This window comes from Elusimicrobium sp. (assembly GCA_015062115.1).
Taxonomy (GTDB): Bacteria; Elusimicrobiota; Elusimicrobia; order Elusimicrobiales; family Elusimicrobiaceae; genus Avelusimicrobium.
On record SUVG01000001.1, the window covers coordinates 166,263 to 180,981 of the forward strand.

At 46.2% G+C, this 14,719-nt stretch carries 12 protein-coding genes and 1 pseudogene; 6 read left to right on the forward strand and 7 right to left on the reverse strand.

Annotated elements, in window-relative coordinates:
- Nucleotides 1–28 precede the first annotated feature (28 nt).
- Nucleotides 29–1,246 (reverse strand): hypothetical protein, encoded by a 1,218-nt coding sequence (locus E7027_00760; GenBank protein ID MBE6420671.1) that lies wholly within the window; start codon nucleotides 1,244–1,246, stop codon nucleotides 29–31.
- Between the two features lie 216 nt (nucleotides 1,247–1,462).
- On the opposite strand from E7027_00760, the gene E7027_00765 reads away from it, so the two are divergent.
- Nucleotides 1,463–2,113, forward strand: a complete 651-nt coding sequence (locus tag E7027_00765; GenBank protein ID MBE6420672.1) for a DedA family protein — start codon at nucleotides 1,463–1,465, stop codon at nucleotides 2,111–2,113.
- A gap of 34 nt (nucleotides 2,114–2,147) precedes the next feature.
- Here the strand turns inward: E7027_00765 and E7027_00770 are convergent, their stop codons facing one another.
- Nucleotides 2,148–3,782, reverse strand: coding sequence for a glycoside hydrolase family 3 protein (locus E7027_00770; GenBank protein ID MBE6420673.1), 1,635 nt, complete (start codon nucleotides 3,780–3,782; stop codon nucleotides 2,148–2,150).
- Nucleotides 3,782–4,858 (reverse strand): metallophosphoesterase, encoded by a 1,077-nt coding sequence (locus E7027_00775; protein MBE6420674.1) that lies wholly within the window; start codon nucleotides 4,856–4,858, stop codon nucleotides 3,782–3,784. Before E7027_00775 ends, E7027_00770 begins: the two co-directional genes overlap by 1 nt.
- A 103-nt stretch (nucleotides 4,859–4,961) precedes the next feature.
- On the opposite strand from E7027_00775, the gene E7027_00780 reads away from it, so the two are divergent.
- The 3 genes from E7027_00780 (at nucleotide 4,962) to E7027_00790 (ending at nucleotide 9,396) form a co-directional block, all read left to right on the forward strand.
- Entirely contained in the window at nucleotides 4,962–6,425 is a 1,464-nt protein-coding gene (locus E7027_00780) for a glutamate--tRNA ligase (protein MBE6420675.1), read from the forward strand.
- Between the two features lie 25 nt (nucleotides 6,426–6,450).
- The gene (locus E7027_00785; GenBank protein ID MBE6420676.1) at nucleotides 6,451–8,244 is read left to right on the forward strand and encodes a hypothetical protein; all 1,794 of its coding nucleotides are present in this window, start codon (nucleotides 6,451–6,453) and stop codon (nucleotides 8,242–8,244) included.
- Nucleotides 8,245–8,310: 66 nt separating this feature from the next.
- Complete coding sequence (locus tag E7027_00790; GenBank protein MBE6420677.1) at nucleotides 8,311–9,396, forward strand: type IV pilus twitching motility protein PilT; 1,086 nt, start codon at nucleotides 8,311–8,313, stop codon at nucleotides 9,394–9,396.
- Between the two features lie 497 nt (nucleotides 9,397–9,893).
- Here the strand turns inward: E7027_00790 and E7027_00795 are convergent.
- Together E7027_00795 and E7027_00800 are read right to left on the reverse strand one after the other, a co-directional pair.
- Nucleotides 9,894–10,010, reverse strand: a pseudogene (locus E7027_00795) (prepilin-type N-terminal cleavage/methylation domain-containing protein).
- A 195-nt stretch (nucleotides 10,011–10,205) separates the two neighbouring features.
- The gene (locus E7027_00800) at nucleotides 10,206–11,573 is read right to left on the reverse strand and encodes an excinuclease ABC subunit UvrC (protein ID MBE6420678.1); all 1,368 of its coding nucleotides are present in this window, start codon (nucleotides 11,571–11,573) and stop codon (nucleotides 10,206–10,208) included.
- A 121-nt stretch (nucleotides 11,574–11,694) separates the two neighbouring features.
- Here E7027_00800 and E7027_00805 point away from each other — a divergent pair, with 121 nt between their 5' ends.
- Nucleotides 11,695–11,976 carry a 30S ribosomal protein S20 gene (locus tag E7027_00805; protein MBE6420679.1) on the forward strand — a complete coding sequence of 94 codons (282 nt, stop codon included), beginning with the start codon at nucleotides 11,695–11,697 and terminating at the stop codon, nucleotides 11,974–11,976.
- A 130-nt stretch (nucleotides 11,977–12,106) separates the two neighbouring features.
- On the opposite strand, the gene E7027_00810 is transcribed toward E7027_00805, so the two are convergent.
- A complete protein-coding gene (locus E7027_00810) occupies nucleotides 12,107–12,604 on the reverse strand; it encodes a hypothetical protein (GenBank protein ID MBE6420680.1) in 498 nt (165 codons plus the stop codon).
- 165 nt (nucleotides 12,605–12,769) lie between these two features.
- Nucleotides 12,770–14,068 carry an MFS transporter gene (locus E7027_00815; GenBank protein ID MBE6420681.1) on the reverse strand — a complete coding sequence of 433 codons (1,299 nt, stop codon included), beginning with the start codon at nucleotides 14,066–14,068 and terminating at the stop codon, nucleotides 12,770–12,772.
- 155 nt (nucleotides 14,069–14,223) lie between these two features.
- Here E7027_00815 and E7027_00820 point away from each other — a divergent pair, with 155 nt between their 5' ends.
- Entirely contained in the window at nucleotides 14,224–14,718 is a 495-nt protein-coding gene (locus tag E7027_00820; protein ID MBE6420682.1) for a YajQ family cyclic di-GMP-binding protein, read from the forward strand.
- The last annotated feature ends 1 nt before the right edge of the window (nucleotide 14,719 follow it).

Here is a 14,719-nt window from a genome sequence, read left to right on the forward strand (position 1 = left end):
TTTCGAGGGGTGTTCTATATTCAATTCATTAAATACAATTTACATTTCCGTAATCGCCGGTACAACTATTGTAAGAAACACTACACCAAGTGTATTCGGAGCCGGCTTCAAAGTTGGTAAAACGCAAAGTTTCCACTCCGCAACCGCCGGCACCGCCGCCACCGCCACCGCCGCCGCCACCGCCTCCGCCGCCGGAGGAAGTAGGACAAGCGATTTTTTCCCATTTACAGGAAGAGTTACATTTGCGGCCGGAATTGTAAGTGGTAGGTGTGTTATTATTATTATTTCCAGAACCTAAACCATCATCGAGTCCTAAAGAGGGAGCTTCAACCTGCTCTTTGGCCGCAAGTTCTTGGCTAACCATAAATTGAGCCGTCTTTCCCGTACCGGTACATGTATTCCCACCCGTCACAGTGTAAGTACCCGGTTCGCATTCGGCGCCGGTCGGCTGGTTACATTTGGTCCAGGCGCCGGCTGTCCAAGTGCCGCTGGAGGTGTCGCAAGTGACGCTTCTGGTTTGGGTGCCGCAGTAGCCGCAGTCTTGGCTAGCCATCGGTTTCAAAGATTCATTACAAGATTTATTGCTACATTCTGCCAGCGTTTTACTGCACGAACCCCAACCGGTTGCTATCCATTGGCCGGAAGAAGTATCGCAACTCACACTTCTGGTTTGAGTACCACAACCGTTACAAACTTGCAAGGTAGTAGGTTTTGTTCCCGTACATTCACATGCTTCGGAAATACTACACGCACTCCAAGCACTCCACTCACCGGTAGAAGTATTGCAGGTGCGCGTTCTTTCTCCCGCGTTGTTACAGCCGCATTTTTCGGTGGCAGAACCGGAACATTGGATTACGGGCGGAACAGAAGCTTCCCCTTCGCATGCGGAGCCGTCTTGATAATCGGCTTTGGCAATCAGTTCGCTACACAACGGATAGTCTTTATTTAATTTCAAACACTCCGTTTCGTTCTCACAGCAAATGCGTCCGTCTTCATAAGAAGGCATCTGCAATTCGTACGCATATTTCCCTTTGCTGGTAGCTTTCATACCTGTGCTGGTAAGGGAGTAATTAAAGTTTTTGGTACTGGTAGAAGTTAACACATCGGTTAACTTGGCGCTATCGGTTAAATAATTCTTATCCAACGCACAGCGTTTTTCCTGTTCCGTGCGTACGGCCGCCATCAGTTCTTCCGCTTCTGTTGTTTTGCGGGTTTCCACAATTTTGTTAAACTTGGGAAGCACCACGGCAGACAATACGCCTATTATAATTACAACAACGAGAATTCGGTAAGAGTAAATGCTTTCTTTTTACTTACCTTCATAGGCCCTCCTTAATTATGTGTACAAAATGGATAGAAAAACTCCATACTAATAGTATTGTGTATTTTTGGGTAAAAAATCAAGTTCTTTTTTGTTGTCGGGTTTACAAAAAGAAAAAGTTTATTTTGCTACAATCTAAATATGGAATTTTTAACACAAATAATTGATATTTTTTTACATTTAGATGTCCACCTGAACACCTGGGCCGCCTGGATGGGGGTTTGGCTTTATGTGGTTATTTTCGTTGTCGTTTTTTGCGAAACGGGATTGGTGGTTACGCCCTTTTTGCCGGGAGATTCGTTATTGTTTGCCTGCGGGGCCTTGGCCGCCACGGAAGGAAGTTCTATCAATTTAGGTTGGTTGATTCCCGTTATTTTGGCGGCCGCAGTATTGGGTGATTTTTGCAACTACGAAATCGGCAAGTGGTTGGGGCCCAAAGTATTTACGCGGGAAAACAGTATCTTTTTGAATAAAGACCACCTGAATAAAGCCCATGCCTTTTATGAAAAATACGGCGGGAAAACGATTATTTTGGCGCGGTTTATCCCCATTATCCGCACCTTTGCGCCTTTTGTGGCGGGAATAGGCAAAATGACTTATTTTCATTTTGCCTCTTACAACATTATCGGAGCGATATTGTGGGTGTGTTTATTTACGGTGGGCGGATATTTCTTTGCCGATTTACCCCTCGTAAAAGACCAGTTCCACTATGTGGTACTTGCCATTATTGTCATTTCCGTACTTCCGGCTGTTTACGAATTTATCGCGGCCCGAAAAAAGAAATCTTCTTAACTAAAAAACCCCGCTCGATTAAGCGGGGTTTTTGTTATTCCTGTATTTTTAATTCTACGGGGAGTTTGCCTTGCGGGGTGATATCTCCCAAAATGATTTTGGCCGCCGTTTGTAATACATAGCGGTTTAGTCCGTAAGTGGCCAAAACGGTTTTGGCTTCGGGATAGTTTACGATATCGTACGGACTCATCGTGGAAATAAACACCACATTTTTATTTTCTTTGATTAGCCCGTTGATAGCATTTTTCTGATTGATATTGGTTTTATCTGCCCATTGTAAACTGGTTAAAATCAGCAAATCGGCCCCTTTGGCACACTCCGCCGCGCGGCGGCTGTCTTTTTTACGCGGGGTTAAAGCGGCATTATAACTGCGAATCGTCCACCCCTTTTCCAAAAACGGTTTAGAAAAACTCATCAATTGATCGGCAAAACGCGACGGGGCAAAAAATACCGCACAGACCGTCGGCTTTTTTCCCCCCGCCAACTGAGGAGCAAACGGAAGGAGATTTTGGCGATCCCGCACCAAAGTAACGGCACCGTCGCTTATTTTTTCCAATTCAGCCTGGTAGGCTTCCTGTATAGGGGAAGGGCGTTGAGTTTTACCATCTAAAAGCCCCATTTCTTTTTTGATTTCAAAAATTTTTCGGGCGGCATCTTCCATGCGGTTATTTAAGCCTTTGGTTTTGATTTCCTGCACCATTTGATTAAACACGCTAATCGGTTTTACATAACGCCCTAATAAAATCATATCGGCTCCGCTTTCCAAAGCACGCACGCCGCACCCGGCGATCGTACAGAAAGTAGTGGCACTTTTCATATCCAAACTGTCCGTTACAATAAGGCCCTTAAAACCCATTTTATTACGCAGAAGCCCCTGTAAAATAGGTTGCGAAAAAGTAGCGATATTTTTTTCGTCCAAGGCAGGATACAGAACATGGCCCGTCATCACGCCGTCCACCCCATGTTTGGCGGCCGCCACAAACGGAGGAAGATGTATGCGCTGCATTTGGGAAAAATCAGCTTTCACTACCGGCACTTCGTAGTGTGAATCTAAGGAGGTGTCGCCATGACCCGGAAAATGCTTAACGATGCTGAGGATTCCCGCGGCCTTAAACCCGTTGATAAGAGAAACCCCCATGCGCGTTACATTTTTAGGATCGGAACCAAAAGAACGCACCCCGATAATCGGGTTATGCGGATTGCTGTTTACATCCAACACCGGGGAGAAATTGATATGCACCCCGGCCCGGCGCAGTTCCAACCCCGCCAAATAGGCAATGGTAGCGGCGCCTTCCTCGTCCCCCGAAGCGGAAAGCATCATGTTTGTCGGCAAATAATCAAAACCCAAAGTAATGGGAGTGTAAACGGTTCCGCCTTCGTAGTCAATAGAAATCAAAAGCGGAATTTTGTGCGGGCTTTTTGCGGCCCAACTTTGCAGTTTGTCCACCAGGGCCTGTGTTTGTTTGAGAGAATAATTCCCCCATTGAATCAGCACCCCGCCGATTTTCCCCGCTTCAATGGCCGGGCGCACCAGTTCGGCACTGTCCACATCTACAAATACCACCAGCGTTTGTCCTAATTTTTCATCAAAAGAAAGGTCTTCAAACGCAGGTGCCGCCGCTAAGGGTAAACTTAATATCCATAAAAAAACAAAAATCAACTTGCGCATCAGTTAACCTCTATAACCGGAATCTCGGCAGGAGACAAAAAGCGAAACGGAATGCCCCAGTAAAACATTCCGGAAGTAATGTAAAATTTCATTTTTTCCACTTCATACAAACCATATACGCGCGGGAATTGCAACCGCACCAATGCATTAAACGGAAAAATTTGCCCGTTATGCGTGTGACCGCTAAACATCAAGTCCGCTCCGCCGGCGGAGGCCTCTTCGGCATACAAAGGTGTATGGCTCAGCCAAATAAGCGGCTTCGTCGGTTCAGTTTTGGCGAGGAGTTCTTGCAACTCTGTTTTGGTTACACGCGCGGTGCGGATATCTTTTACCCCCGCCACTTGTACGCCGTTCTCCAAAACCGCCGTTTCGTTTTGTAATAAAGAGATACCGGCATCTTTATAAAATTGCAACGAATTTTGATATCCGGTGTAATACTCGTGATTTCCAAACACGCCATACACCCCCAGCGGCGGGCGTACTTGGGCTAAACGGGCGGCATATTTTTCTTTGTCGGGCCCGTATTCAAATACATCTCCTAATACAAAAAGGACATCGGGGTTTTCTTCTTCCAATTTTTTTAAGGCCGCATCAAACCGCTCCACCGAAACCCCCATGCCTAAATGCGAATCGGACAACAAGGCAATCTTCATTTTCGGGGCTCCCGGCACAGAAACGGATACGCGTTTAATTTTCGGCTCGGACAGGCCGCCCCACAAAGAAACGGCAAATACCCCCGCCATAACCAACACACTAAGCGGGCCCAACCAAGCCCGCATATTAAGATGAAAGAAAAACAATATCCACTGCACCAACGCAAATACCGCACAAATGCAAAAAGCCAAAAAGGCCAACCCAAACCAAGTGTAAGAGGCCAAATACAGGGCTTGTTCCCAAGAGCCGTAATGCGAGCGCGTATAACTGATACCGAATAAAGTAAAGGCTGTCATCACGGCGGGCAATACACCCACCGGCACTTTCCACCCCAATACAGGGAAGGCAAAATACAGCCAAAGGCCTACCGCCGCCTGCATGCCCCAAAGCACCAAAATGACTGTCATTAAAAATCCGCTCACAAAAAATACTCCTAAAAAACAGACCTATCTATTATATTTTACACCATAAAGAGGTATAATATATCTATATATAAATACCAATCAAAGAGGATAATACATCACTATGACCGTAAGAGTTAGATTTGCCCCTTCACCGACAGGATTTTTACATATCGGCGGGGTTCGCACGGCGCTTTTCAATTACCTTTTCGCTAAAAAAAATAAAGGCACTTTCTTGCTTCGCATCGAAGACACCGACGAAGAACGCTCCACCCAAGCCTCTACCGATGCCATTTTCGAAGGTATGCAATGGATGAATTTAACCTGGGACGAAGGCCCCATGCCCGACGGTACCGATAAAGGGCCGGATTTCCCTTATTACCAAGCCCTCCGTGCCGATCAAGGCCTTTACAAAAAATACATTGACCAACTTCTCGCCGAAGGCAAAGCCTACAAATGCTACTGCACGGCCGAAGAATTGGAAGCAAACCGTCAAAAATGCATCGAAGAACACCGTCCGCCGAAATACGACGGCAAATGCAGTCGCTTGACGGAAGAACAACAAAAGGAATTGGAAGCCCAAGGGCGCAAATATGTAATCCGCTTTCGCATGCCTCAGGAAGGTGATGTGGAATGGGACGACATGATTCGCGGTCATGTAAAATTTGCCAGCAAAGATTTGTACGATTTGGTTATCCAAAAAACAAGCGGGTATCCCACCTACAACTTTGCCGTAGTGGTAGATGACCATTTAATGCGCATGACGCACATTATCCGCGGGGACGACCACATTTCCAACACGCCGGCTCAAATTCAAATTTATCGTGCCCTCGGTTGGAAGGAACCGATTTTTGCCCACTTATCCATGATTCACGGGCCGGACGGCAAAAAACTTTCCAAACGCCACGGCGCCACCAATGTGGTGGAATTTAGAAACATGGGTTACCTGCCCGAAGCCTTGAAAAACTACTTGGCTCTCTTGGGTTGGGCTACCTCGGATTCGCAACAAATTTTCGCCCCCGGCGAACTGGAAGAAAAATTTGATATTGCCGGTTGCCAACCCAGCCCGGCCGTAATGGATCCCGAAAAATTAAACTGGATGAACGGGGAATATATCCGCGCAACTTCTTTAAGCCGCTTGACCGACTTGGCCTTGCCGTTTATCGAAAAAGCCGGCATCAACATTTCCTCCGTCAGCCGCGAACGCTTGGAAGGCATTATCGGTTTGGAACATGAAAAATACAAATTGTTAACCGAAATCCCGGATTTAATCCGCTTCTTCTTTGAAGAACCTGTTTTTGAACAGGAAGCCATCGAAAAAGTTTTCGGTAAACCCGAAGCCAAACAAGTACTTGAACTGATGATTAACGCTTACGGCAAATTGGAAGATTTTACGGAAGCCAATTTGGAAGCCACTGCCCGTGCCACCGCCAAGGAAAACGGTTTGAAAGCAGGCCAAATCTTCCACCCGATTCGCGTTTCCGTATCGGGCCGCACCCATGGGCCGACCTTATTCAAAATGTTGGAATACATGGGCAAGGAAACCGTACTTGCACGCTTGAATAACGCCCTTCAATACTGCAAATAATTTTGCGCCGGGCAGATAAGAACTTATGAAATACTGGATTTTTGACGGAAGCGATGTCGTCGGCCCTTTTACGCCGCAGGAACTTGCGGCGCGCCCCGGCTTTGCCTCTACCAGCCTTATCTGCCCGGAAAATTTCAGCGACGATGAAGACAGCTGGAAGCCTGCCTCCAAGTTCCCGGAATTTCAGTTTGATGCACTAGACGGCTCTGCTGAAGTTTTGTTCCAAGAAACAGAAGACGAGAACTTCGAAAAAGAAATGGATACTCTTTTACAAGAGCAAAATCCGCTGGACGGCCCGGACTCTTCCGCCTTGGAAGGCCCCTCGCTTGAAATTCCTAAAAAACCTTCCAAACCCGGCCCGATAGAAGAATACTTCAACACCATTAACGGCGAAGATTTAGGGGATATTTTGGGAATTCCCGACCCCAATGAATCTTCGGATATGAATTTAGCCCGCGCGTTGGAAAGCCAATTCGGCAAAACAAACCCTCCTACCGATAAAGAAATTACACCGATAGAGGACGACCCTTTTGACGAGTTCTCCCAAGAGGAAGAAAAAACCAAAACGCTTCCGCCCGCACAAGAATCTTCCGCCCAAGCGGATCCTTCTGCCGCAAAAGATGAGGCAGAACCCGAACCGGTAACCGACAAAAAAACAGAACCCGAGGCGGACGAAACGGAACCGGCGGTGCTTACGCAAACCACCCGCCAGGAAACAGGGCCGCTTTCCGTGCCGATTTCAAAGGCGGATGAAAGTGAAGAATTTTTATCTTTAGGGACGCCTTCTTCCCAAGAGCAAGAAAAGCAGGAAACGAAAGAACCGGAAGAAGAAAAACCTTCTGTTCCCGTGTATGAACCGACGGAAGAGGCTGAGCCCGTGCAACCGTGCGAACTGCCCACCTTGGTAGAACAGGAAAATCCGCTTTTGCAAAATAAAACACAGGAAGAGCCCCCGCAAGCAGAAGAACCCATTACCCAACCTTCTTGCGATGAAGAAGAAAAGCCTTCTGCCGACGAAAAATCTGTCCCTGAAAAAAAAGAAAACCTGCCCGACCAAACAGCCTGGTTTCCGTTCCCCACGAACGAAGAAGAGGAAGAAGAAACCGAGGAAATAGCGGCAGAAAATCAACCGGAAGAACAAACCCCTGTTGCCCACGAAAGCGAGCCGATCCTTGCTACAGAAAAAGAAACACCAGAAAAACAAAATGCGGACGAAACAGCAGAAGAACCGGCCGAAGAAAAAAAATTATATCCGGAAATAAACAAAATACGCTCGCAATTAAAAAACACGCCGGAAATTGAAAATTTCTTAAATACCCAACGCATCAAAATAAAACCGTCCAATAAAAAAATGAAAACGGTTTTTATGCTGCTGCTTGCCTTGTTGGCTGTAGGGGTAGCCCTTTATATCAACACCCTTTTCCCGGGAACGGCTAGTTCTGCAAAAAACGAAAAAACAATCCAGGCAGAAACTGTTTCCCCGGTGCCTGCCGTGCAACAACCCGTTCGTCCCGTTCCGCCGCCGGCCCCGCTCTCCGCGGAAGACAAAGTGCTGGCCGCCGTACAAAATTATCAACTTCCCGGCGGGAAAGGAACGATTGCCTCTTACTTTGACCGCATTTATAAAGACAAGTTGGACAAAGGCTACACGGCCTCTTGGTCTGCCGAGCCTTTGCATAGAAGCACATATATTGTAAAATACAGACTAACGAAGACCCGCATGGAACCCATTGTGTATGTGTTCCAAGCGGATGCGACCCGCGGACGTTTAACCGGGGCGCTTAACAACATCGCACTCGATTTAGTGGGAAAAATTTAGCCAACCTGGCACACGCTATTTTGGCAAACTTATAAGAGAGGGTTTATTATGGCAGAACAACAACCGATGGCAAAAGCAAACATGGACGATTTGTTCAAACTGATGAAGGCGAAAAATGCGTCCGATATTCACTTAACCGTAGGCGTTCCTCCGGTACTTCGTATTCAAGGGCGTTTGTATCAAACCCCGTTTGAACCCTTAACCAAAGAAAGCGCACAAACGCTTATTTACTCTATCATGAACGACGAACAACGCCAACGCTTCGAAGACGAATTGGAGTTGGACTTCTCCTTCGGTTTGAAAGCCTTGGGCCGTCTTCGTGTAAACATTTACAAACAAAAAGGTTGTGTGGCTGCCGCACTCCGTTCTATTCCTAACGACTTTAAGACCTTTGAACAATTAAACCTTCCGCCTGTGGTGTACAACATCATGAAATTAAACAAAGGGCTCGTACTCGTAACCGGTTGTACCGGTTCCGGTAAATCTACCTCTTTGGCCAGCATGATTAACTACCTGAACATGAACGAAAGTAACCACATCATGACAGTAGAAGACCCTATCGAATTCGTACACCCGCACAAACGCAGTATCGTAAACCAACGCGAAGTAGGTGCCGACACTCACACCTTCGCCGCCGCCCTTAAACACTTCCTCCGCCAAGACCCGGATATTATTCTGGTAGGGGAATTGCGCGACATCGAAACTATGGAAGCCTGCTTAACCTTAGCCGAAACGGGGCACTTAGTGTTTGCCACCTTGCACACCAACGACGCGGTGCAATCTATCAACCGTATCATTGACGTATTCCCGCCGAACCAACAACCGCAAATCCGCACGCAGTTGTCCTTCGTGTTGGAAGCCATCATGTCCCAACAGTTAATTCCTACCTTGGACGGCAAACGCGCCATGGCGTGCGAAGTAATGCTTGCTAACTCCGCCGTGCGCAGTTTAATTCGCGACGGGAAACCGGAACAAATCCTTTCCACCATGCAAACCAACGTGGGTATGGGTATGATTACCATGAACCAAGCCTTGGGCGATTTGTATATCCAAAAGAAAATCAGCTACCAAGAAGCCTTGGGTCACTCGGGCGATCCGTCCGGGCTCAAAACCTACTTACAACAAAAATTGGGAACCGCCAATTTCAAATAAGCTTAGTTGGATACAAAAAACCCGCTCACTTACGAGCGGGTTTTTTGTTTTATTTCAAATTGTATTTCCGTTTTTCAGCAAGGAGCAGCCAAACTGGGATTTATAGTTTTATACCACTCGCACACCGCTTTTTTTTCTGCTTGCCCCAAACTGGAAACTCCAGCAGTCTGAAGGACTTTAATACCGGGGTTCCAAGTAATAGAGCCGTCTACTCCGTCCAAAATAAACGCCACGGACCAACCGTCGCTACTACCGCCACAACCACTACCATTTTTTTTATGCCTGGAACCGATTTGCATGGTGCACTTAGTACCGCTACAGGTAGACCACCAACCTATTTTATCATTGCAAGAAACATTGGAGGAGTTTGCACTTCCAACGACCTCTACATCTAAGAAACCTTCTCCTGATGTCCCCGTAATAGCCGCCGGAACGCTACCATTAGCTAACACATAGGAGGATAGCCCCTTGCTATAAGTATTAGCAATGGTGGTAGCCTCCGTCAAGCGAGCTTTCATAACCGCTTTTCCATATTGAGGAAGAGCCACCGCAGATAAGATACCAATGATTAACACTACAACTAAAAGTTCTATCAAAGTAAAACCCTTTTTCATATAAAACCTCTTATAAATAAGTTTTCGGCAAGTAAAAAACACTACAATTCTTCCTGCCTGCCGATTAGGTACATTGTAAGAAAAAAAGAAAAACTGGGTCAATCCCTCGTCCAGTAACTCCTTCCTTCCCACACCTCGAAAAATCCCCCCTTCGGAGCGGCTAGTCCAAGGAAATACTTAATAAAAATGATTGGCTTATTGGCGGCCGGCCGGGTCTTTTCCGTCCAAAAGTCCTTCCTGTTTTTGATGACCGCAGAAAGTGGCTTTGTCGCGCAGTTTTCGGTGATAGGTTACAGCGAAACGGTGAACCTCGTCGCGGATTTCCATTAGTAAGTTAAGTGCCGGGTCGCCCAGCGGCAGTTTAATGCTTTCTTCGCTTCCGGGCAGATAAATTCCCTCGTGGGTTTCGGCCAAAGAAATAAACGGAACAAAAAGTTTGGCACGCTCAAAGGCATTTAGCGCGGCAGAAATTTGGCTTTTCCCGCCGTCCAACAAAAAGAGGTCGGGCATTTGGGACGGGTCGCGCTTGAGTTGCCTAAGACGCCGATAGACACTTTCTTCCATCATGGCAAAATCACTTCCGCCGCGGGTGGGCAGTTTGGAACGAATCTTAAAACGGCGGTAGTGCTCATGATGCTTTTCTCCGTTGATAAAACAGACCATACACCCCACCGCCTCCCGGCCGAACAAGTGGGAATTATCAAAGGCTTCTATATGCGCAGGTAATTTTTTGAAACCGATTACTTCCGCCAGGCGTTTTAATTTATCGGTATTCTGCATAGAAGTAGTAATTTTTTCATCATTAAAGCGCCCGACCAGTACCCGTTCCTTCATGTGTGAAAGAGCCTGTAAAAAATTGCGGAAAACAGCCGCCTGTTCGTATTCCATATGAGCGGAGTGGGTCTTCATCAAAGCGGTAATTTTTTCGGTAATACTGCCAAAATTCCCGTCTAAAAATTCTGCCAACCTCTCGGCAAGTGCCCGGTAATCTTCGTACGATATCTTCCCCGCACACGGCGCAGGACATTGCCCCGTATGGTAGTAAATACAAGTGTTTATTTTTCGATCGTCCAGTTCTTTTTCTCGCGAAAAATTCCACTTACACGGGCGCAAGGGAGCGTACTTACTTTTCCATAAAAAGCGCATTAAACTTTTGATAATGCTAGATTTTGGATAAGGGCCGAAGTACAAATCTTTTCCGCGCACCACCCGGCGGGTAAGAACCAGGCGGGGGTAGTCTTCGCTCATGGTAATTTTTAGATAAGGGTAACTTTTGCCGTCCTTGCCCAAGGAGTTGAAAAACGGTTGATATTGCTTAATCAGTTTTTCCTCTAGTACCAAAGCATCACGCTCGCTGGCACAGGTAACATAGTCAATCTTGGCAATAAGCGGGAGCAGACTGGGCAACTTCCACCCGCGCGAATAGAGGTTGGACTCTTGAAAGTATTGTTTCACCCGGTCGGCCAGATTTTTGGCTTTCCCCACATACAAAATCGTGCCCTCTTTCGAGCGCATGATGTAAACCCCGGGTTTATTTGGTAAAATATTAAGGCGCGGATCCATGGATATATTCTAACATTTCCCGCAGCCGGCCGAACGGGGAGCCTTAAAAACGGGTTGACCCGGGGCTAATAATTGGCTAAAATATTAATAATCCGATTTTTCTATATAGAGGAAATATTAAATGGCAAAATTAAAAACTGGTAGACACACTAGCGCCATCAAAGCGCAACGCCAAGCTGAAAAAAGAACTTCTGAAAACAAAGGTTTAATCAAAAAAGTTCGCTTGGCCACCAAAGCCGTGAAAGCCTCCGCCAAAACGCAGGCCGCCACGCTGAAGGAAGACTTAAACAAAGCTGCTTCTTGCATTGACAAAGCCGCCAAAAAGAAAGTAATTCACTGGAAAACGGCTGCCCGCAAGAAATCTCGCTTGGCCAAAGAAGCCAACAAAGCGACTGCCAAATAAGGTTTTCGTTCACTAAAAATTCCCGCGTTTCTAGAGCGCGGGAATTTTTTTTGTCTTTTGGTTTCTTACCCAACAAAAAAACTCCCCGATACTGCTTGGGGAGTTTTTATAGTTAAATCCGAGAGAAGGCTTATTTTTGGGGGTCGTTTTCTTGGAGCCAAGTTACATCATGTACTTCCAAGAAAGGAAACTGTCTTTCTACGGCATTTTGAATCCCGTACAAGTTCAAGGCCTCTTTATCCAATTCAATCCAATACAAGTGATTGCAGATTTTATAGGCTTCGTAATAGACACCTTCATTTTTCTTTTTCAGGTTGTACAAGTCTTCGTACAAATCTTCCAATCTGTAAGTTAAGGTTTGGTAAATAAAGTTTTCGGCTCTATCGCGGTTAGTAATGTCTCTTCTGGCATCTAAAGCCGTTTCTTTCAATACCGCATGACTACCGATAACCGCTTTAAGTTCGGCCTCTACGGAAGTGTTTTTGGCGGCCAAGTTTTTCAATTGGCTTTCCGCACGGGCGAAGTCAGCCTTGGCTTTAATAAGGTCTTCATTTACCTTGTCCGCCTGGGCAAACACACATAGCGGAGTAATGAGGGCCAACAATAAAACAAAAATAATCTTTTTCATAGTTTTTTCTCCTTTTGAAATCTATCTTACTAATAGGTTATCTTTTTATTCATAAAAAAACGAGAGCCACAAGACCCAGAACCCTCCGTTTTTTGGGCCTATATTTTTCTAGGCCCAAAAAAACGGCGCTCCGCAAGGAGCGCCGTTTTAAGTAAACATAGTTTATTAGTTTTCGGCCGGGGTATGTTTGTATTTGAAAATAATAGCAAACAAAATAGCCACCACTAACGAGAATCCGGCAAACACAAACCAAGAGTTGCTCCACCCTTGCATAATTTGTTGGGAAATCGCCGTCGGGTACACGCCGTTTACCATTTCGGCCGGATTCATATGGACATTGACCAAAGAGTTAATTACTTTTTGGGCCGCCAAAGAACCGATTGCCGCGCCCAAACCGTTGGTCATCAACATAAACACGCCTTGCGCGCTGGAGCGGATAGACGGGTCGGTTTCTTGATCCACATACAAAGAACCGGAAACGTTGAAGAAGTCAAAGGCTACCCCGTATACAATCATGGAAGCAACCAAAAACACGATACCGGTAGCCGTGGTGGGGTTACCGATACCCAAGAAACCAAAGCGCAAGAACCAGGCAAACATACTGATTAACATCACTTTCTTAATACCGTAGCGTTTCAAGAAGAACGGAATCAGCAAGATACACAAAGTTTCCGAAATTTGGGAAAGGGAAATAAGCGCATTGGCATTGTTAGCCCCCCAAGAACCGGCAAAGCCTTCCAAAGAGTTAAAACCGGTAATAAACGGGCCGGCAAAACCGTTGGTAATTTGCAAGGACATACCCAAAAGCATAGAGAAGATAAAGAAAATGGCCATTTTCTTTTCTTTGAACAAAGCAAACGCTTTCAACCCCAACGCTTCAGCCAAAGTTCTGGCCGTGGTGGCCACCGGGCAGGCGGGCAAGGTAAAGCAATAAACACCCAACAACAAGCCCAAAATACCGGAGAAATACCATTGGGTATAGCTGGTTTGGAAACCGGCAAAGTTGGTGGTTAACATAGCACAAATAAAACCGACCGTCCCGAATACACGAATCGGCGGGAAAACTTTTACGGTATCCATATTGTTTTGGCGGAGTACCGTGTAGGCCACCGAGTTGGAAAGAGCAATCGTCGGCATATAGAAAGCCACGCTGACGGTATAAAGCGTAAACATAACGCCAAAGTTAATGACGGGTTGCGCACCGGCATACCCGGCACCGGCAATGGCCGCCGCCGCTAACAAATGGCACAAGCCCAACATTTTTTGAGCAGGAACCCAACGATCGGCCACAATACCCACTAACGCAGGCATAAAAATAGACACAAAACCTTGTGTCGCATAAAACAAACCAATCTTATCAGCAAATCCAGCCCCGGCTAAAAAAGTGCCCATGGAAGTTAAATAAGCACCCCAAAGCCCGAACTGAAGGAAGTTCATGACAGTCAAACGAATTTTGATATTCATATTCTTCTTAACCCGGACTCAACACCCGGGCCAGCACACGACGAACGCTCTCCTTCATAAATTTGGCAGGCCAATCCTGCCGTTAAAACCATTGTACAAAAAAAGATATAATATAGGAAACACACCGGCCCAGGCCGACCCCGGAGGTTATACTTATGGCAGATTATAGTTTTGATGTTGTGTCCAAAGTGGACTTAAATGTTATTGCGGAAGCCGTCAGCGCCGCCAATAAAGAAATCACAAACCGCTACGATTTCAAAGGCACCAATTCCTCTATTGAACTCAACCAAAAAGACAATGAGTTAAAATTGGCGTCCAGCGATGAATACAAAGTAAACACTTTGCGTGATATTATTTTTACCCGTATCGCCAAACGCGGTATTCCGCTTAAAAACATGCAACCCCAAAAAATCGAAGCGGCCTTGGGCGGAACCGCCAAACAAACGGTAAAAATTCAACAAGGTATCCCTTCCGATAAAGCCAAAGAAATTTCCAAAGCCATCAAAGATGCCAAATTAAAAGTTTCCGCTTCTATTCAAGGGGATCAACTGCGTGTTTCCTCTAAATCTAAAGACGAATTGCAAAACACCATGGCCGTTTTACGCAACGGAGATTACGGTGTGGAATTGCAATTTACCAACTATCGGTAGG